The 18,803-nt window shown below is 68.2% G+C and carries 16 protein-coding genes; 10 read left to right on the top strand and 6 right to left on the bottom strand.

Features of this window, described 5'->3' with window-relative positions:
• Positions 1-42 precede the first annotated feature (42 nt).
• From ACF1AJ_RS11085 to ACF1AJ_RS11070, 4 genes are all read right to left on the bottom strand, one after another.
• Entirely contained in the window at positions 43-2,127 is a 2,085-nt protein-coding gene (locus ACF1AJ_RS11085; RefSeq protein ID WP_391507360.1) for a DUF6259 domain-containing protein, read from the bottom strand.
• Between the two features lie 34 nt (positions 2,128-2,161).
• On the bottom strand, positions 2,162-3,160 hold the full coding sequence (locus ACF1AJ_RS11080) for a sugar kinase (RefSeq protein WP_391507359.1): 999 nt from the start codon (positions 3,158-3,160) through the stop codon (positions 2,162-2,164).
• An 11-nt stretch (positions 3,161-3,171) separates the two neighbouring features.
• Positions 3,172-3,792, bottom strand: coding sequence for a bifunctional 4-hydroxy-2-oxoglutarate aldolase/2-dehydro-3-deoxy-phosphogluconate aldolase (locus ACF1AJ_RS11075; RefSeq protein WP_391507358.1), 621 nt, complete (start codon positions 3,790-3,792; stop codon positions 3,172-3,174).
• Positions 3,793-3,872: 80 nt separating this feature from the next.
• On the bottom strand, positions 3,873-6,194 hold the full coding sequence (locus ACF1AJ_RS11070; RefSeq protein ID WP_391507357.1) for a chitobiase/beta-hexosaminidase C-terminal domain-containing protein: 2,322 nt from the start codon (positions 6,192-6,194) through the stop codon (positions 3,873-3,875).
• Positions 6,195-6,427: 233 nt separating this feature from the next.
• Between ACF1AJ_RS11070 and ACF1AJ_RS11065 the strand changes: the two genes are divergently transcribed.
• Complete coding sequence (locus ACF1AJ_RS11065; RefSeq protein WP_391507356.1) at positions 6,428-8,188, top strand: hypothetical protein; 1,761 nt, start codon at positions 6,428-6,430, stop codon at positions 8,186-8,188.
• Between the two features lie 3 nt (positions 8,189-8,191).
• Here ACF1AJ_RS11065 and ACF1AJ_RS11060 read toward each other — a convergent pair whose 3' ends face one another.
• A complete protein-coding gene (locus ACF1AJ_RS11060) occupies positions 8,192-9,223 on the bottom strand; it encodes a LacI family DNA-binding transcriptional regulator (RefSeq protein ID WP_391507355.1) in 1,032 nt (343 codons plus the stop codon).
• 336 nt (positions 9,224-9,559) lie between these two features.
• Here ACF1AJ_RS11060 and ACF1AJ_RS11055 point away from each other — a divergent pair, with 336 nt between their 5' ends.
• From ACF1AJ_RS11055 to ACF1AJ_RS11030, 6 genes are all read left to right on the top strand, one after another.
• On the top strand, positions 9,560-10,921 hold the full coding sequence (locus ACF1AJ_RS11055; RefSeq protein ID WP_391507354.1) for an extracellular solute-binding protein: 1,362 nt from the start codon (positions 9,560-9,562) through the stop codon (positions 10,919-10,921).
• 62 nt (positions 10,922-10,983) lie between these two features.
• Positions 10,984-11,946, top strand: coding sequence for a carbohydrate ABC transporter permease (locus ACF1AJ_RS11050; RefSeq protein WP_391507353.1), 963 nt, complete (start codon positions 10,984-10,986; stop codon positions 11,944-11,946).
• A complete protein-coding gene (locus tag ACF1AJ_RS11045) occupies positions 11,946-12,914 on the top strand; it encodes a carbohydrate ABC transporter permease (protein ID WP_391507352.1) in 969 nt (322 codons plus the stop codon). The genes ACF1AJ_RS11050 and ACF1AJ_RS11045 overlap by 1 nt, the downstream gene beginning before the upstream one ends.
• On the top strand, positions 12,911-13,819 hold the full coding sequence (locus ACF1AJ_RS11040) for an NAD-dependent epimerase/dehydratase family protein (RefSeq protein WP_391507351.1): 909 nt from the start codon (positions 12,911-12,913) through the stop codon (positions 13,817-13,819). Before ACF1AJ_RS11045 ends, ACF1AJ_RS11040 begins: the two co-directional genes overlap by 4 nt.
• Positions 13,812-15,083, top strand: a complete 1,272-nt coding sequence (locus ACF1AJ_RS11035) for an enolase C-terminal domain-like protein (RefSeq protein ID WP_391507350.1) — start codon at positions 13,812-13,814, stop codon at positions 15,081-15,083. Before ACF1AJ_RS11040 ends, ACF1AJ_RS11035 begins: the two co-directional genes overlap by 8 nt.
• Positions 15,084-15,115: 32 nt before the next feature.
• Positions 15,116-16,219, top strand: a complete 1,104-nt coding sequence (locus tag ACF1AJ_RS11030; RefSeq protein ID WP_391507349.1) for a glycoside hydrolase family 5 protein — start codon at positions 15,116-15,118, stop codon at positions 16,217-16,219.
• A gap of 6 nt (positions 16,220-16,225) precedes the next feature.
• Here ACF1AJ_RS11030 and ACF1AJ_RS11025 read toward each other — a convergent pair whose 3' ends face one another.
• Complete coding sequence (locus ACF1AJ_RS11025) at positions 16,226-16,468, bottom strand: GNAT family N-acetyltransferase (protein ID WP_391507468.1); 243 nt, start codon at positions 16,466-16,468, stop codon at positions 16,226-16,228.
• A 30-nt stretch (positions 16,469-16,498) separates the two neighbouring features.
• Here ACF1AJ_RS11025 and ACF1AJ_RS11020 point away from each other — a divergent pair, with 30 nt between their 5' ends.
• The 3 genes from ACF1AJ_RS11020 to ACF1AJ_RS11010 all read left to right on the top strand — a co-directional run bounded on the left by ACF1AJ_RS11020 (position 16,499) and on the right by ACF1AJ_RS11010 (position 18,654).
• Positions 16,499-16,837, top strand: coding sequence for a hypothetical protein (locus ACF1AJ_RS11020; RefSeq protein ID WP_391507348.1), 339 nt, complete (start codon positions 16,499-16,501; stop codon positions 16,835-16,837).
• A gap of 201 nt (positions 16,838-17,038) precedes the next feature.
• Positions 17,039-17,308 (top strand): hypothetical protein, encoded by a 270-nt coding sequence (locus ACF1AJ_RS11015; RefSeq protein ID WP_391507347.1) that lies wholly within the window; start codon positions 17,039-17,041, stop codon positions 17,306-17,308.
• A complete protein-coding gene (locus tag ACF1AJ_RS11010; RefSeq protein ID WP_391507345.1) occupies positions 17,305-18,654 on the top strand; it encodes a ferric reductase-like transmembrane domain-containing protein in 1,350 nt (449 codons plus the stop codon). The genes ACF1AJ_RS11015 and ACF1AJ_RS11010 overlap by 4 nt, the downstream gene beginning before the upstream one ends.
• The last annotated feature ends 149 nt before the right edge of the window (positions 18,655-18,803 follow it).

The following is an 18,803-nucleotide window of genomic DNA, read 5'->3' as shown; positions in this document are numbered from 1 at the left end:
CACAAACGGGGGGCGGCCTGAGAGAGTGGGCGGCCGCGTCCATCAGGAGGCGACCACAACCGCTGCGCTTCGGCCGCTCAGACGGAGGGAACCTTCCGTCTCGAGCCACTGGTCATCGTCAACGGTGCGAAATCGGAGGTCGCCGGAGCTCCCGTCGATCGTCACCCGGACGGTCAGCGGATCCGCGCTGTAGTTGGCCACGCACACCGCCGTGCTCCCGTCGTCCGCCGTGAAGACGGTGAAGGGGTGCGTGGCCCGTCCGTCTTCGTACGTGACGCTCGCGCCGATCGTGTTTGAGAAGCGCCCGTCCCAGACCCACTTGCGGGCCGCCTGGCGCAGGTCCTGCATGCGTCGGTTGTAGTCGACGGTGGCGGGGATGTCGGTGAGCCGGCCCTTGAAGTTGTACGGTTCTAGGCTGACGACGTACCGGTACAGCAGGGCTTGATTGATCATGTTGCGGTCGTCGAACCCGGTGACCGCGGTCATCATCTGCCGGTCGGGTGACGTGTAGCGATGGAGGGGAAGGTGGTCGGGGTTCTCGCTGCGATGGTAGGAGAGCCCGTAGGCCGCGAACTCCCAGTCGTAGACGGCTTCACCGGCGAAGAGGAAGTCGGGCCGGTCGCCGAGACGTTCGCGGAAGCGCCGGATCAGTTCCAGGTCGTTGGCGTATGTGGGCGCTCCGTAGCGGTGACCGTGGGTCTCGTCGAAGCAGCACCAGGACGGGAGGTGGTGCAGGCATTCGTCGTAGAGGATGCCGTCGGCGCCCAGGGCGACGAGCGTGTCGAACTGGCGGATGCACTCCGCGAGGTACTCCTCGTCGAGGAAGCACATGGTGACGAGTCGCCGCGTGTTGATGTCGAGAAGCTGCGTCGCCGTCTCGTACCGGTAGCCCGGATACATGTAGTAGTCGCCGTACGGGTCCTTGACCGCGTGCGGCAGCCAGGTGCTCTCGAAGTCGGGGCGGGATCGGTCGGCCCAGTTGAATTTGGCGAACAGCACGACCTTCACCCCCAGAGCCTGGATGTCGGCGATCGCCGCCTTGAGCGCTTCGAAGCCGCCGAGGCGCGGGTCGGGCCAGTGTGAGGGGTTGTCGCGGTCCTGGCCGCCCTCGTTGAACCCGACCAGCTGGATAGCGGTCACCCCCGCCGCGGCGGCCTCTTCGCCGACCTCGACGAGGTCGGCGAAGTCGAGACGCAGCTCGTCTTCGGGCGAATTGATCTGCAGCTGGTGCCAGGTGTGCGGCTCCTGTGCCCAGGCGGGCACCGGCGCCGGCGTGAACCATCCGTCGCGCCAACGGGCGTAGAGGTCGGCGCCTCTGTGCCAGTCGCCCTCGTAGAACTCGAGGCGCAGCGGCACGAGCGCGCGGGATTCGTCGGGGAGGATGTAGGGGATGTGGACCGCGGAGAACCGGATGCGCACAGGCACCCCGGCGATCTCCTCCGTCAGTGGCACGCTTGCCCGGAGGGAGTCGGCGTACCCGGGCCAGAGCTCGGTGTGCCAGGCGACGAACTCGGTGGAGGGCTCCTCCACCCCGACGTAGAGTCCCTCGCCGTCGGACTGGAGCAGCGTGTACGGGACCGCGGGGGTGCCGTAACCGGCCATCCACTGCTGGGCCAGCTGGGTGGGGACGTCGACGCCGTGATAGCCGACGGAGTTCTGGAAAAACGGCCACATCGGCTGGGCCATACCCGAGCCGTAGTCGTGCCGGTAAGCGGCGAGCGTGCCCTCCGCGGTCGGCGGGCGCAGCGCGCCGATGACCGGCGAGTAGACGTTCTCGACAATCAGCTCGGACTGGTTGTCGATGGAGGTCCGGACGACGAGTCGCCCCTCGGTCAGCTCGTAGACCTGACGAACAGCGATGTCGTGCGGGCCGCCGTAGCGGCTCACGACGGCGGGCCAGTGGAAGGCGACCGATGTGTCACCACGCTCGACGTGCGGCGCGCGCTGGGCGGTGCCCTCCACGACGTTGTTCCGGCGGCCGTCGAGCGGCACCAGGAGGCGGAACGCCGACCCGAGCTCGGGCCGGGCGACGGCATTCCAGCCGCCGGCGCTGGTCAGGCCGGTAAGTGCGCCGGTGGTGGCGTCGAACGTGGCTTGCAGGTGGCCGTCGTCCAGGGTGATCATCATCGGGGCTCCTATCGGCTGCGCAAACACTTTCGGATCAGACGCGGGCGGATTGCCAGGGCACGTTGTCGGGCGCGACGACCCACCGGTTCCACTCGTCGCTGGTGGCGGCCGCGATGGCCGAGCATTCCGCCGCGGTGGGGACCGTCGCCGGGCGGTCGCCGCGGCCGATCAGCGTGAGAGCGGCGACGGCGTGGCCGAGGCGCAGCGCAGCCGCGTCGTCCGAACCCCGCACCGACGCGACGAGGAAGCCTGCGGCGAAGGCGTCACCCGCCCCGACCGGCTCGACGACGTCGACGGTCAGGCAGGGCGAGTGCACCTCGCTCCCGGAACGCTTGTATGAGGAGGCGCGGAGCGCGTCTTCCTTCACCACGAGGGTGCGGAGGCGCGGATGGTCGGCGAACACGCGCGCGGGGTCGATGTGGCCGAGGAACGTTTCGGCCTCGTCGCGGCCGGTGAACAGCACGTCGGCCTGGGCGATCAGCGACCGCAGTGGCTCCGGGTCGCGATCGCGCCACAGTTGCGGCCGGTAGTTGAGGTCGACACTGAGCGTTGTACGAGGTCCGATGGCCTCGAGAAGCCCTGCCATGGCCTGGGCGGCGGTGGGGGAGAGGGCTGCGGTGATGCCCGAGGTGTGCACGTACGCTGCGCCTCGCAGCAGGGCGGCGGCGCCCGGGGCGCCGAGGTGCCCGGGCGCGAGCGCAGAGGCGGCAGAGTCGCGGCGGTAGTAGAGCATGCGGGTCAGCGTCTCGCCGGCCTCGCGGGTCGTCTCCTTGACATACAGGCCGGTGGGGCGGGCGGGATCGCGCTCTACCGCGCTGGTGTCCACTCCTGCCTCGGTGGCTGCGGCGAGGATGCGGTCACCGAAGCCGTCTGCGCCCAGCCGGGAGATCCAGGCCGCGGGCACACCGAGCCGGGCGACGCTGGTGGCGACGTTGAATTCGGCGCCGCCGATGTCCGAGCCGAACCTCTCGGCTTCGGCGAGCGGGGCAGTACGGTCGGGATAGAGCACCACCATGGCCTCCCCGATAGTCACGACCTTCGCCGTCATGACTGCGCTGCCGCGGCGAAGGCTCGCGCGCGCTTCGTCACGACAGACCAGGCGCCCGCCTCGATGTCCGACGTGCTGACCACGCTCGAGCCCGCGGTGACGGCGAGAGCGCCCGCGGCCGTCCACGCGCCGGCGCTCGCGGCGTTCAGACCTCCGGAGGGCACGAAGGGCACGGATGGGAAAGGTCCACGCAGGTCCTGTAGGTAACCGGGACCGACGAGCGATGCCGGGAAGATCTTGACCGCGTCGGCGCCGAGCTCGAGCGCACGCATCACCTCGGTGGGGCTCAGCGCGCCGAGGAGCAGCGGGATGCCGGCCTCCCGGGCGATGGCGGCGACACCGGCGTGCAGGCCAGGGGTGACTAAGAATTGGGCGCCCGCCTCGATCGCTGCCCGGGCGGTGGACTCGTCGGTCACCGTTCCCGCGCCGATCAGAGCGTCGTGGTCGTCGGATGCCGCCTCCGCGATGATCCGCTCGACGCCCGGTGTCGTGAACGTGAACTCCACGGCGCGAATGCCGCCTGCCCTCAACGCACGGCATAGCGCGACCGGATCGTCGATGCGGGGAGCGCGTACGACGGCAAGTGCCCGGTCGTCGCGCAGGGTGTCGATCAGCACGGTGTCGTCCTTCGTATTTCGTCGTCTCTCGTGGCGAGGGCCGCCGCCCGGTGTGGACGGCGGCCCCTCGGTGGTGCGTCTCAGCCCTGCTGCAGGGAGAGGTAGAACACGTCCTCGTTCTCGGTCTGATTGAGGTCGTGCACTGTGGGGTCGGCATCGATGATCGGCACCTGCACCTGGATGGTGTTCTTGCCCGTGCTCTTCCATGTGAGCGGGGTGGTGTTGCCGAACAGGTCGACCCGGTTGAGCGACTTCACGTCGTGGACGTTCCGCAGGGTGACCGTCATCGTCGGGTTGCCGAAGTTCAGGTGGATGGTGTCCCCTGTGGTCTGGTCCTCGAAGATGTCCGCCTGGTTCTGTCGCTTGAGGTCGATCGCAAGAACCACGCGGTCGCCGTCCAGCCGGAACCCGTTCGCCGTCGAGAGCGCCTCATTCATTTCCGGCTTCAGCCCCGGCGAGGTCGTGAAATCGCTGTAGACCTCGGCCTTCGTGCCGCGGAGCAGGTTCGCCAGCGTGACCAGCGTCTTGCCCTTGGTGCTGAGGCCGGAGCCGCTTCGGATGGTCCGGTTGTAGCCGAAGGCGGCCGGGTCGCTGGGCGACCAGTCGGCGAAGTAGATCAGCTTGGTCTGGTCGAGATTCTTGGTGCCCTTCGAAAGGGCCCACTGGAACACGCGTGGGTAGATGTCGGCGATGAACTTGTCCTCGGTGGTGAAGCCGATCTCGGTCTGCCACACGGACGGGTTCTTGATCCCGCGCTTCTGCGCTGCGGCGTAGAGCGTCTGCATCGTCCCGATCGGCATGTAGTGCATGTCGTAGACGTCGACCGTCTTCCAGGCGTTCCACTTGTCCAGAAGGGCGATGTATTCGCTGAGCGGGGCACCGCAGATCCAGCCGCCGTAGACGAGCTTGACGCCGGCGGCGTGGATGACCTTGGCGGCCGGGAGTTGGATGTCCTGCATGTACTGGTCCATGCCTCCCTCCCAGAAGCCGGAGCCCGGGTAGGCCTCGTTCCACACCTGGAAGTAGGTGATGCCCAGCGGCTTGAGAGTGTCGACGGCGAGCTTCACGAAGTTCGCGAAGTCCTTCGGATCCTGCGGGGGAGTGCGTCCGATGCTGGTCTGCACCTGCTTGGTGTCGATGACCTTCCCGGAGGAGTCCTTGGTCGTGAGCTGGCGAGTGAAGTTGCCGTTCTGTTCTGATATCACCGGACCGTACACGTAAGTGGTGCCATGGAAATCGTACGTGTAGCCGGTGCGGTTGGCCGCCCATCCGGCGGTGTAGGCGAGCACCGGAAGGATCGTCTCGCCGTGCGCCTTCGCCTCGCGGAACTGGCGAACGTACTCGGCAAGGGCCGCCTGGTCGATCTGGCCCTTGGCCGGCTCGATGCTTCCCCAGTCGAAGTCCTGTCGCGACCACTGCACGCCGGCGGTGAGCCCGGTGGTGCCGGCCTGATTGATACCGGCGAAGGCGCGGAAGGGTTCGTTCAGCACGAACGGCAGGTCGGAGACCGCGCTGGGGGCGCCGGTCTTCGAAATGGCGACGGCCTTGATGTCGGTGTCGGCCGTGATGGCGAGCGGCTTCGCGTACGTCTTGGCGGTGCTCGAGGTGGTCGGGTCGGACCCGTCCGTCGTGTACGCGATGCACGCGCCGTCGGTGGCGCTCGACAGGGTGACGGCGTCACCCGCGGTGATGGCACCCGGCCCGGGCTTCGCGGTCACGACGGCCGGCGGGGTAGACAGCTGCGTCGTCACCGTGGCCTTCAGCGTGCCGGGAACCCACCAGGTGGAGACGCCGTCGTCGGCGAACAGGATGTCGTCGCCCGCGGCTGCCGTGACGTTCAGGTCGAACGTGGCCGACGTCCCGGTGGAGGTGAAGAGCTCCGTGAACGCGCTGGGGCTGCCGATGGCGTCGCTCTGTCCGTCGTGGGAGAGCAGGACGCGGAACCGGCCGCCGGGCGACGTGAAGCTGCCGGTGATGTGGACGTTCTTACCGTCGGCGACGTCCGGGACGGTGTAGGTCTCGGCGATCGGGCGCCAATCGGTGCCGATGGAGCCGTCGGCCTTCACGAACCAGGCGTGCTCGGGCTTGGTGGTGTCGGCCGCCCACTCGTCGGCCGCGAAGGCGCCGCTGCCGCCCTTCTGCAGAAGGTTGACGGTCTCGCCGTCGATCGACTCGTAGGACCAGCGCCCGGCGCCCACCACGTTGGAGTCAAGCTGGTAGCCGGTCACGTTGTCGGTCGTCGGGTTGGGGGTCGCGGCCGGGCAGCCGGCGGGTGCGGCGGCAGTGGACGAGGGGCTGCCAGAGCGGTTCGCGCTCTGCGCAATTGCTTGCGCGGAGGTCGGCACTGCGACGACGCCGAGCATGACCAGCGCGGTCGCGATCGATAACGATCGAATCTTCACCTGTGAACTCCATCGTTCGGATTGGGATCGGTTTCGCGCGGAATTGCGCGGTTCGGTCAGGTTAGGCCCGGTGCCGCTCGGGTGTCAATCGCCGATTCGCGGATCGGCTCGACATCCAGAACCGGCCTTGCGCCCACCGCCGCCATGCCGCATCCTGTCATGTGCAACCGATTGCGCGTTGCTCAGCATCACGACGACGTGTGTGCGCCGTGACGAATCCGGGAGTCACGAACATGAACGAGCCATCGCCCATCCCGCGGCGGATCTTCCTCGGTGCGGCCGCCGCGGCCGCCGCCACCGCTTCGCTCGCCCTTGCGGCCGGCGGGACACCGCTGCGCGCGACGGCGTCGCCGCTCGGCATCCGCTCGATGGGGGACTCGCCGAACGCGTCGCTCGACGGCACGACCATCCCGTCCGCCGCCTCCCTCACCGACAACGGCGGCGCGGTCTGGACGCTCTCCGGCGGTGTGATCTACCGGAATGGAGCCACGGTCGGCAACACCTACAACGTGACGCTGCTGCTCTGGTACGGCGGCATGGTCTACCACTCCGGAACGGGCGGCCAGTGGTACGTCTGCCTCAACGATGTGTGGCTGAAGGTGACCGACCCGCGCCTCCCGCTCTCAGCTCCGGCGGGCCAGATGTACGGCATCAACACGCACTACGACACCGCGCTGTCGCCGACGGCTGTCGTCGCCGCGATGGGTGCCGTCGGTGCGTCGGTGCTCCGCGTCAACACCGGAGGCGGCGACGACACGATCGCTCGCGCCCGCGCCATCGCGCAGGCGGTTGCCGGCGTCGGGAAGACGGTGTTCCCTGTCATCGACGCCGGGCTCCAGGATGGGAATCACAACCTGATCTACAGCTCGGAGCCCGACGCGTACGCGGCAGCGAAGGATGTGGGCAAGAGGGTGGCCGCCGCGTTGGGGCCGCTGGGCGTCACCATGTACGAGTGCGGCAACGAGCTGACTCGCGACTCGTACGTCGTGGCCGCGAGCCACGTCGACGACGCGGGCACCAAGGCCGAGGACTGGGACAACTCGCGCTGGCCGCTCATGCGCGGCTTCATGCTGGGGCTCATGGACGGTGTCAAGGAGGTGCAGCCGTCCGCCCTCTGCGGGATCAACTTCTGCCGATCGGACATCGGTGCGGCCGACGCCCTGTGGGACGGGATGGCGCCCGACGGATCCGGCGGCTACCGGCAGGTGCGCTGGGACCTCACCACTTGGCACAACTACCAGCCCGACGGCGACCTGTTCCGCATCGGTACGGACGGTGCCGGGCCGTCGTTCAATCTCCCGATCTACGCCAAGGCCCGGTACGGGAAGCCGTTTCTGGTCACCGAATGGAGCTCGATCAAGGACGACGACCTGACGCACCGCGCTGCGTACTTGGCGCCGCACCTCGAGGCGTTCCGCACTGCGCGCACCACGGTCGGCCTGCAGTCGGCGATGTACTACAACCTCGACGAGGGGACGGTCTGGGGGCTGACCCAGGGCGACGGTACGCCTCTCGAACCGCCCTACAGCGCGTACCAGGACTACGTCTTCGCCCATCCCGACGTCGTCGCGAACCCGGCGCCGATCGGTTCGACGATCTCGCTCAAGGCGTCCAACGGCCTCTTCGTCAGCGCGCGCAAGCAGAACGACGGCACGGCGCCGCTCCAGGCCGTCGCCGCCGTCGTCGATGTCTGGGAGCGGTTCACCGTCGTGGATGCGGGCAACGGCCTGATCGCCCTCCAGGCGCAGGCGAACGGCAAGTATGTCAGCGCGTGGGAGCCCGCGACAACCGACGCCCCGCTCACGGCCGCGGTGACCGCCATCGCGGTGTGGGAGTCGTTCCGCTGGGTGACGATGGGGACCGGCAGCGTCGGTCTGGTGTCCTACGCCAACGGAGAGCTGGCGAGTGCGCTGGTGGAGACCGCCGGCGCGCCAGTGAAGGCGAACGCACCGCGTCTCCGGGTCTGGGAGACCTTCCAGTGGGCGACGGGCTGACCGTCAGAGGACGTCGTACGGCTCGAGGGTCGGACCGGCGGTCGAGCGGCCCACGATGAACTTCGGCTCGACGTATTCGACGCCCGGCTCGCCGTCGCCGCCGATGGCGGCGAGCAGCCGCTTCGCTGCGCGCTCGCCGACCGTGATGAGCTGTGGGTCGAACGTCGTGAACGGGTCATCCGGGCGCCGGACACCGGCCAGCCGGTTGTCGTAGCCGACGATCGCTATGTCGTCTGGAACGCGGATGCCGTGCTTGTGGAACTCGGCGAAGAGACCGATCGCGATCTCGTCGTTTGCGGCGAAGATGGCGTCGACGGGTTCGCCGTTCGCCATGATCCGTTCTGCGGCGTCGGTGCCCCAGCGCTGCAGGTAGCTGCCATAGAGCGGGCCGCCGAGCGCCGTCTTCATTCCTGCGGCCTCCATCGCCTCTGCGAACCCGGCCGCCCGTGCGTCGACCGCAGGCTCATGCACGGCAGCGGTCACGTGCGCGATGTGCCGGCGGCCGAGGCCGATCAGGTGCTCGGCAGCGATGCGTCCGGCGGCTCGGTTGTCCGGCGCGACGACGTAGTCGGTCTCGGGAGTGGCCGACGACGAGGCGAACACGACTGGCACGGCGAAGTCCTCGGAAAGCACGAGGCTCGCGCGGTTGGGGTCATCGCCCACCACCAGGATCCCGTCGATCCGGCGGGAGCGCAGCCGCTTGAGGTAGTCGTTCAGCCGCCGGGGGGTGCCGCGGGCGTCGAGGGTCACCGCGGCGATGTTCTCGCGGCCGAGCAGGTCGGTCGCGCCGACGATGAGCGGCATGCTGAACCGGCCCTGCGCCGCTTCGGCCAGGACGCCGACGATGAAGCTGCGACCGGTGACGAAGGAGCGGGCGATCATGTCGGGCTGGAATTGAAGCCGCTCCGCGGTCTCGATGACCTTCGCCCGCGTCTCGGCGGACACGCGTCCGACGCCACCGAGGGCTCGCGACGCAGTGGTGAGCGAGACGCCCGCCGCGCGCGCGACGTCGCTCATGCTGGCCCGCTTCGTCATCCGTCCTCCTCGAGAATGGCGCTCACCTAACGTTAGTGGTGAAGGCGCCTCGGCGTCATTCGAGTGTAAGCGATTCCGCCCGACGGCCCGACGGGCGCCGTCTCGGCGGTACTCCGTGGTGCGATGGTCAGCGCGGAGCGCGAACTGTTGCACGCGCTACTTGCCAAGCGCTGCACTGCTTTTGCTCGCCGACGCGCAAATGTTTGCGCATTCTCGGGATACGCTTGCTTCTGACCACGTCATGCGGCAGACTGCGGGTGCGAAAGCATTTGCGCTACATTTACCCACCCGGAGAATAGCGGCCCCTTCCGCCGCAGCAATCAAGGAGTTTCAATGATGAAACCATCGCGTAAGGCCGCCGTCGCCGCAGCGACGGGCGTCGCCGTGCTCGCCGCACTGGTCGGATGCTCGAGCTCGCCCGGATCCGACGGCGCCAAGGGAAAGGTCACCATCACGATCGGCGACCGGCCGGCCGCATCGGACAAGGACAACCGCGCCTTCTACGACAGCCAGGTGAAGGCCTTCGAGAAGGCCAACCCCTCCATCACGCTCAAGCCGATGGAGACCGCCTGGGATGCCACCACGTTCCAGGCCCTCGTCGCCGGCGGCAATCTGCCCGACGTCCTCAGCGTCCCGTTCACCGAGCCGCAGGGTCTCATCGCCCGCAAGCAGGTGGCCGACCTGACCGACGTGCTCAAGAGCAGCAAGCTGATCGACCAGCTCAACCCGACGGTGCTGAAGGTGGCGCAGGACAGTAGCGGGCACACGTACGGCGTTCCGGCATCGGCCTACTCCGTCGGCCTGATCTACAACCGGGACCTGTTCACCAAAGCTGGGCTCGACCCCGACAAGCCGCCGACGACCTGGGAGGAGCTGCGCGCCGACGCCAAGCAGATCACCGAGAAGACCGGTGCCGCCGGCTACGCGCAGCTGACGACGAAGGGGCAAGGCGGGTGGATGTTCACCACGCAGACCTACGCGTTCGGCGGCAGCATCGAGAACGCAGACGGTACGAAGGTCACCTTCGACAGCGCGCCGTCCAAGGATGCGCTGAAGGCGCTCCAGCAGATGCGCTGGACCGACAACTCGATGCCGAGCACGACTCTCATCGACCTCGACGCGATGGCGCAGCAGTTCGCCGCAGGCAAGATCGGCATGTTCATGTCGGCCCCCGACCAGTACTCGGCCTCCGTGGTCACCAACGGCATGGATCCGAAGAACTTCGCCGTCGGCGGCCTCCCGCAGAACGATGGCGAGCACGGCACCCTGTCAGGCGGCTCGGTCGAGGTGGTCAGCCCGAAGGCGACCCAGGAGCAGAGGCAGGCGGCGATCAAGTGGATCGAGTTCTTCTACCTGGCCAAGTATCAGGATGAGGACAAGGCCGTCGCGACCGCGAAGGCGAGCGCAGCAGACGACCAGCCGGTCGGCGTCCCGGGGCTGCCCGTCCTGAGCGCCGAGCAGCAGGCGACCTATAACGACTGGATCAAGCCGTATGTCAATGTGCAGGTGGAGAACTTCGCCCCGTACGTGAAGGTCGCGGCCGACCAGAAGATCATCCCCGAGCCCGTGTCGCATGCGCAGGAGGTGTACGCGGCCCTGGATCCGGTGGTCCAGGCCGTGCTGACCGACCAGAATGCCGACATCGACTCGCTGCTCTCCAAGGCGGCCAGTACCGTCCAGGCCAAGCTCGGACGCTGATCGTCGGGGCCCGGCGCGCATCCTCAGGTGCGCGCCGGGCCGCCAAGCCTGAAGGAGTCACCATGGTCATGAGGGAACACGTCTCGGCCATTCCCGAGGTCCGACGGAAGGTTGTGGAGCGTACGGAAACCCACCGGCGCAACCGGTTCGTGGCCTGGTACCGCCAGGGCGGCCTCGTCGTCGTCCTGTTCGCGGTCCCGATCGTCGTGATCTTCCTCTACTTCTCGTGGGGGCCGATCATCAGCGGACTCCTGATGAGTCTGCAGAAGACCAACCTCGTCGATCCCGCCCAGTGGGTCGGCTTCAGCAACTTCACCTATGTCCTCAGCGACCCGGTGCTCGGCCAGGCGACGCTCAACACCCTTTACTTCACGGTGCTGGCGATCGTGTTCGGCTTCCCCCTGCCGATCTTCTTGGCGGTGTTCATGGCTGAGCTGAAGGGTCGGTCCTGGATATACACGACGCTGGCATACCTGCCGGTGATCGTGCCGCCGGTCGTCTCCATCCTGTTGTGGAAGGTGTTCTACGACTCGTCTCCGGACGGTCTGTTCAACTCGATCCTTGCGATTGTCGGTATCCCACCCCAGCCGTGGCTCGACTCCACGGCGACGGCGATGCCGTCCATCGTGCTCGAATCGACCTGGGCCGCGTCTGGGACGGCGGTCATCATCTACCTGGCTGCGCTCACCTCCGTGCGGGCCGAGCTGTATGAGGCTGCGGAACTGGACGGCGCCAGCATCTGGTCTCGGGTCTGGCACATCACGCTGCCGCAGATCCGCGGCATCATCCTGGTGATGCTGCTGCTGCAGATCATCGGGACGATGCAGCTCTTCACCGAGCCCTACCTCTTCACCGGTGGGGGGCCGCAGGGCGCGACCACGACGATCCTCCTTCTCATCTACAACTACGCGTTCGTCAACGGCGACTATGGCGCGGCCACCGCTCTGAGCGTGCTGCTGGCGGCGGGGCTGTGCGTCCTGTCGGCGGTGTATCAGCTGGCCACGCGGAAATGGAGCACGGACTGATGAGCAGCTCACTTCTCGAGAGCGACGAGCAGGCGCGACTCGACGTCCCCGCTGTGACCGGCGGCAGGCGCCGGCGCGTGGCGGACGGCGGCGAACGAAGCGTCATCTCGTTCAGCGACCGCAAGCGCCTCCGGGTGCGGGTGCCGTTGACCGTCGTGCAGATCCTCATCCTGATCGGGCTGCTGATCGCCGGCCTCGGGCCCCTCCTCTGGCTGCTGAAGGCGGCGATCTCTCCAACCCAGGACACCCTGCGCGAGCCCTTGGCGCTGTTCCCGTCCGACGTCGTGCAGTGGCAGAACCTCGCGACGGCGTGGGACCAGGGGCATATCGGCTATTACCTGGGCAACACGGCGATCCTGGCTCTCGGCGCGATGATCGCCAACCTCTTCGTCTGCACCACGGGCGCCTATGTGCTCAGTGTGCTGCGGCCGAAGTGGGGGCCGATCCTCTCCGGCGCCATCCTCGCGACGCTGTTCATCCCGAGCATCGTTTCGCTCGTTCCCCTTTATCTGACGGTGCTCAAGATGCCCGTGATCGGCGCCAACCTGACGAATACGTACTGGGCGGTCTGGCTGCCCGCTGCGGCGAGTGCCTTCAACGTGCTCGTCATCAAGCGGTTCTTCGACTCCATCCCGCGCGAGTACTTCGAGGCGGCCCGGATCGATGGTGCCGGCCACATCCGGGTCTTCACGACTGTGGTGCTGCCGCTGTCTCGGCCCATTCTCGGCGTGGTGGCCCTTCTCGCCGTCATCGCCTCATGGAAGGACTACCTGTGGCCGCTGCTCGTGCTCCCCGATCCGGCGCTTCAGCCCGTGTCCGTGGCGCTGCCGAAGCTGGCGGCACGCAGCGAGCTGAACATCCAGATGGCGGGGCTGTTCCTGGCTCTGCTGATCCCGGTCGTCCTGTTCATCGTGTTCCAGCGCTCGTTCCTCCGGGGCGTAGGCATGTCTGGAGGGGTGAAGGGATGAGCGGCGAACCGGGGAGCCTGCCCTCACGAGTGCTGGTCACGGGTGCCGACGGCTCCATCGGGCGGGCGACGACCGAACGACTTCTCGATCGGGGGGTCGCCGTGACGGCGCTGTCCCTCGCCTTCGACGCTGCGAGTCCTGCGGACCGGGTCGTCGTGGGGGATGCCAGGGACGAGGATGTGGTGGCCCGCGCGCTCGAGGGCGTCGACGCGGTCGTGCATTTGGCGGCCATCCCGCATCCGTCGCTCGGCACGCCGTCGGTGGTGTTCGGGACCAACGTGGTCGCGACGTTCACCGTGCTCGCGCAAGCCGGACAGGCGGGCATCAGGCGTGCGGTCATCGCGAGCAGCATCAACGCGTTCGGGGTGCCGATGAACACGAACGACGTCTCTCCCGCGTACTTCCCGCTGGATGAGGGAATCCCAACGGACATCGCCGACGCGTACTCGCTGTCCAAACAGGCGGACGAGGCGACGGCTCGGATGGCGTGGCGGCGCTGGGGCATCGACGTCGTGGCCCTGCGGTTCCCCCTCATCAAGGACAGCGCGACCTTGCGCCGGTCCGCGGAATCGGCAGCCCTCGACCCCGGTTCCATGGCGCGCGAGGGATGGGCCTACCTTGACATTCGCGACGGCGTCCGGGCGATCGAGCTCGCTGTGACAGTCCCGCTTACCGGAGCGCACGTGGTCGGCCTCAGTGCGGACGACCTGCTTGTCGATCGTCCGGCTGCGGAACTGCTCCGCACCTATGCCCCGGACGTGCCCGTCCGGATGCCGATCGGGGAGCACGGGCCCTTGGTCGACACGACCCGGGCTCGAGAGCTGCTGGGGTTCGAACCGCTGCACTCCATCCACCGGCCCGACGGGGCCTCCGACGAACTCGAATTGGGAGCATTGCGTGCTTGACACCGAACCGTTCCGAACCCTCGACCAGCCCTGGCCTGCGCGTGACGATGTGCGCATCACAGGCATGCGCGCGATCGTCACGGCGCCCGAGGGCACCCCGCTCGTCGTCGTCCGTGTCGACACCGACGTCGACGGCCTCTACGGGCTGGGATGCGCCACGTTCACCCAGCGCTGGCACGCGGTCGTGGCGTTCATCGAGCGGCATCTCGCGCCGTTGGTCGTCGGCCGGTATCCCGGCGACATCGGCGACCTCACCCGGCTGGCGCGTTTCTCCGGCTATTGGCGCGAAGGTCCGGTGGAGAACAACGCACTCTCGGGTCTGGACATGGCGCTGTGGGACATCGCCGGCAAGCGCGCGGGTCTGCCCGTGCACGAGCTGCTGGGTGGCAAGGTGCGCGCGGCGGCCGACACCTACATCCACGCGGGCGGGCGCGACATCCGTAGCACCCTCGATCAGGCTGAGGAGTTCGTGGCGCGGGGCTGGCGGCACGTGCGCCTGCAGTCCGGGCAGACCGGGATCGGGACGTACGGCGCTCCCGTCGTCGACGGAGTGCAGAGGGCGGGTGCTCCCTACCCCCGGGGCTGGAATGAGGGCGAGTACCTCGCGGGCCTGCCGTCGCTGTTCGAAGCGGCGCGCGAACGTCTTGGCGACGATGTCGAGCTGCTGCACGACGTCCACTCCCGATTGACGCCGAAACAGGCGGTCGTCCTCGCCCGATCGGTCGAACCGTACCGCCTCTTCTTCCTGGAGGATGTTCTCGCTCCGGAGCACTGGGACCGTCTCCCCGAGGTGCGCTCGCAGTCGCCGGTGCCGATCGCCGTCGGTGAGCTCGCCACGTCCCTGACCGACGCCGCCCGCCTGATCAGCGGCGGCGGGGTCGACTTCATCCGCGCGCACATCTCCGCCATCGGCGGTCTGACGCCCGCCAAAAAGCTGGCTACCCTCGCCGAGTTCTTCGGGGTGAGGACCGCGTGGCATGCGCCAGGCGACACCTCCCCGGTCGGGGCCGCCGCCAACGTGGCTGTCGACGTCACGACGAGCGCTTTCGGCATCCAGGAGGGGCACGTATACAACGACGCGACGCACGACGTGTTCCCCGGGACGCTGCGCATCGTGGACGGCTGGCTCACGCCGAACGAGGCGCCCGGGTGGGGCATCGACCTCGACGAGCGCGAGGCCGCTCGGTACCCGGCCGGCCTCTCGGCGCACGACGAGTGGGCGGCGGGCGTGCGCGGGCTGGACGGCGGGCTGTACGCGCCATGACGGCGGGGTCGTCGGCCGAGGGACGGTCCGGGGTGTCCCGCTCCACCGTCGGATGGCGTGGCGTCAACCTCATCGAGCTGTTCTCGACGAGCGTGCGCTGGGCGGAGCAGTTCCCGATCCGGCTCGGCCAGGGGATCCAGGAGTCGGATGTCGCCGCGCTCGCCGAGCTCGGGCTGACGTACATGCGGATCCCGCTGTCCTACCTCTGGTTCGGCGTCGGGCCGTGCGCGCGCACCCTGGACGCGAGCCGACTCGTGCTGATCGACCGGGCGGTGGAGCTCGGTCGCGCCTACGGTATCCATGTGAACCTGAACCTTCACCGAGCGCCGGGATACTGCATCAACTCGCGCTCGCACTTCGACACCCCGGAGCCTGGCGACCTGTTCGCCGACCGGGACTGTCAGGAGCTGTTCCGCGCCTTCTGGACCGAACTGGCGAGGCGGTACGCGCACATCCCGGCGGACGAGTTGAGCTTCGACCTGCTCAACGAACCACCGGAGATCGACGACGCGGTGTTCGCGACGGTGTTCGGGCGCACCGCGGAGGCCATCTGGCGGGTGAGTCCGGAGCGGATTGTTGTGCTGGAAGGCTGGGACGCCGGGCTGAGGCCGCCTCCGCGGGAGTGGGCGTTGCACCCGCAAGTGGTGTCGTCCGTACACCTGTACAAGCCGTTCGAGCTGACCCACCACAGGGCGCCCTGGGTGGCGGCGACTGGGGCAGAGCCCACCTGGCCGCATACGACCGAGCTGCAGGGCGCGCTTCGCGACGGGTACGTGCCGCTGCCGGGGGAGACGACCGCGCGCTGGGACGAGGCGGCGCTCGAGCGCACGCTGCGGCCCTGGTTCGACGTGGTCGAGGCGGGGGGAGCGGTGCACGTCGGCGAGATGGGTGCCTATGCGATGACGCCCGTGACGACGCGCGCGGCCTGGCTGGGCTCGGTGTTCCGCGTGCTCGAGTCGCACGGCATCGGCTGGGCGCTGTGGAACCTGCGCGGACCGTTCGGGCTGGCCGACACACAACCCGGAAAGCCGCACGCCGATGCGGCGCACGGCCTCCGCCTCGATCCTGAGCTAATCGATGCGATCACAGCTGCACGGAACGACTCACGTCGCACGTTCTCGGTGGATCGCGTGTGACGTTGACTACGGGGGCGGACGCGATCCATTACATTGGACGCATTTCGAACACACTTCCGCAAAGACGGGGTGATGGAGGACGGCCTCGATGATCGAAGATCCGAGCTTGCGCGCGATGCCGATGGACGGCAGGTTTTCGCGATGAATGTGACAGGCAATCACCGCAACCCTTTCTGAGGTCAGCCAAGCGCACATGGCTGACGCAGCCTCGGAACCGAAGCCCCGCTTCTGATGTGACGGGGCAATCACCCATGCGATGTCCGCAACCAACTCCGCCTCATGCAGCTCACGGTGGTGCTGCTCGTGCTGCCACCGTTGATCACGCTGGCCCGTACGGGCGTCTATCGCCCGTTGCGCATCGTGGCCGCGCTTCTGACCGCCGCCGCCGCCACCGGCTGGCTGCTCGACCGCGTCGGCCTCACCACCCCGCTCGGCACTGCGGCCGACTCGCTCGGCAGCGCATCGCCATGGATCGTCGGAGCGTTGTGGATCGCCGCCGCAGGCATGTTGGTGCGCCGCCGGTTGCGGCGGCCAGCGCTCGTTGGCGCTGTCCGATGGCTTCGTGCGGTTTCGTCGTTGTGGCGCGATTCGCGCGGAGATTCGCCGTCACCGGAGTGACTTCTTCCTGATCCATAACAGGTTCAGGGCGGTTTCCCCGGTCACGTAATCATTCAGTAAGAAAGTCGGACGAGCCTCGTATGAAGGAGGCGTGACATGAGCCGAGTGCGACGCCGGGATAACCGGTCAGAAGATGGAAGGTCGGGTCAGTCCGCGGACGACGCGAGGGCGTCGGCACGGTGGCGAACGCTCCATCGAGGTGTGACGATCGCGGCCGTCGGAGCGGCGGCGATGGCCGCGATCGTGCTCGGGATCACCGGTCCGGAGTTCTCGCCGGTGCAGACGGGGGCGACGACGGCCACGGCCGCGACGGGTACAGGAGTGGCGGGGGCCACGACGCAGCAGGCTCCGGCCCAGCCCGGCACGCGCACAGGGCCGGACGACGGTCAGGGTGCGGACGGCCCGGTCGCAGGGCGGCAGGGTGGACGGGGCGGCCGACTCCCGGCCGGGCGCCCGGGCGGTGGACGATGAGCATCCGCAATGCTGTCGCCCATCCGGCCGCGAACGACGGCCGCCCGGTGGTGATCACCGAGCGGCCCGCACTGGCGGTCATCGCTCTCGGTGCGGTGACCACCAGCGTGCTGTCGCTCGTGAGCGCACCGCAGCCGCTGCTGTTCGACGTGCCGATGGTGGCGCACCTGAGCGGGCTGCTCGCGGGGTACGGCGTCGCAGTGATGGTCGCCCTGATGGCGCGGGTCCCGGCTCTGGAGCGCGGAGTCGGCGCGGATCGGCTGGCCCGCTGGCATGGACGCGGCGGGCGGATCATCCTCGTGCTGATCTTGGTGCATGCGCTGTTCGCCACGGTGGGCTGGGCCCAGTTGCAGAGCGAGAACGTCGTGCTGGCGGCGTGGCAGGTGCTGCAGTTCCCCGGCCTGATCGCGGCCACGATCGGCACTGCCCTCTTCGTACTCATCGGACTGGTCTCGGCGCGCGCGGCACGGCGGCGGCTGTCCTACGAGACCTGGCACGCTATCCACTTGTGCACCTACGTGGCGATCGGGCTGTCGTTCGCGCATGAGCTCGGCGGTCCGGACCTGGCCGGAATGCCCGTCGTTCAGGTGTTCTGGAGTCTGCTCTACACGGCCAGCTTCGCGCTGCTGTTGCGGTACCGGGTGCTGCATCCGGTGCTGCACGCGTGGCGGCACCGCCTCCGGGTCGACGCCGTGATCCCCGAAGGACCCGGTGTCACGAGCATCGTGATCCGGGGACGGCATCTGCACGACCTGGAGGCCGAGTCGGGGCAATTCTTCCGCTGGCGTTTCCTGACGCGATCGACCTGGGGAGCAGCGAACCCGTTCTCACTGTCCGCCCCGCCGAGCCAGAACTACCTGCGCCTGACGGTCAAAGCGGTGGGCAGTACGACGGCGGCGATCCAGTCGCTTCGCCCGGGTACGAGGGTGCTCGCGGAGGGTCCGTACGGTGCGATGACCGAACGCCGCCGAAGTGGACGAGGCGTGCTGCTCGTGGCGGGCGGCGTCGGTATCACGCCGATGCGGTCGCTGTTCGAAACACTGCGTCCCGACGCGGGCGGACTGACACTCCTCTACCGCGCCTCCACGGCAGACGAGATCCTGTTCCGCGCGGAGTTGGAGACGCTTGCAGCACAACGCGGAGCGCAACTCGTCTACGTCATCGGAAAGTCGTCGGACCCGGCCACGGCGATCACGCCCCAGTCTCTCGCTGCTGCGGTACCCAATCTCGCAGCGCGTGACGTGTACATCTGCGCCTCCCCCCGGTTCTCTGCCGCGATGCGGGTCACCCTCGACCGGGCAGGGGTCCCGAGGAACCGCATCCACCAGGAGGACTTCGCATTCTGAGCGACGTCCCGGCGGCGGTCCTCGAAAACAAGGAGCAACTCGCCCTCTCGGCGGACGCACTCTACCTTCATAGACACTTCTGGATTTCTCACAGACCTCTCATAGGCTCCGCCTGGTCAGCCCCGAATTGGGGGCGGTGTGCTGAACAC

The sequence above is a fragment of the Leifsonia sp. NPDC014704 genome (assembly GCF_043083605.1).
Lineage (GTDB): Bacteria > Actinomycetota > Actinomycetes > Actinomycetales > Microbacteriaceae > Leifsonia.
Note: the sequence above shows the minus strand (reverse complement) of the source record. Positions and strands in the feature narration are given on the sequence as shown.

Excerpts from the sequence above, each read along its gene's own strand:
- ACF1AJ_RS11040 (WP_391507351.1), top strand. The coding sequence starts at position 12,911 with ATGAGCGGCGAACCGGGGAGCCTGCCCTCACGAGTGCTGGTCACGGGT.
- ACF1AJ_RS11065 (WP_391507356.1), top strand. The coding sequence starts at position 6,428 with ATGAACGAGCCATCGCCCATCCCGCGGCGGATCTTCCTCGGTGCGGCC.
- ACF1AJ_RS11055 (WP_391507354.1), top strand. The coding sequence starts at position 9,560 with ATGAAACCATCGCGTAAGGCCGCCGTCGCCGCAGCGACGGGCGTCGCC.
- ACF1AJ_RS11010 (WP_391507345.1), top strand. The coding sequence starts at position 17,305 with ATGAGCATCCGCAATGCTGTCGCCCATCCGGCCGCGAACGACGGCCGC.
- ACF1AJ_RS11060 (WP_391507355.1), bottom strand. The coding sequence starts at position 9,223 with ATGACGAAGCGGGCCAGCATGAGCGACGTCGCGCGCGCGGCGGGCGTC.
- ACF1AJ_RS11085 (WP_391507360.1), bottom strand. The coding sequence starts at position 2,127 with ATGATGATCACCCTGGACGACGGCCACCTGCAAGCCACGTTCGACGCC.
- ACF1AJ_RS11020 (WP_391507348.1), top strand. The coding sequence starts at position 16,499 with ATGCAGCTCACGGTGGTGCTGCTCGTGCTGCCACCGTTGATCACGCTG.
- ACF1AJ_RS11050 (WP_391507353.1), top strand. The coding sequence starts at position 10,984 with ATGGTCATGAGGGAACACGTCTCGGCCATTCCCGAGGTCCGACGGAAG.
- ACF1AJ_RS11045 (WP_391507352.1), top strand. The coding sequence starts at position 11,946 with ATGAGCAGCTCACTTCTCGAGAGCGACGAGCAGGCGCGACTCGACGTC.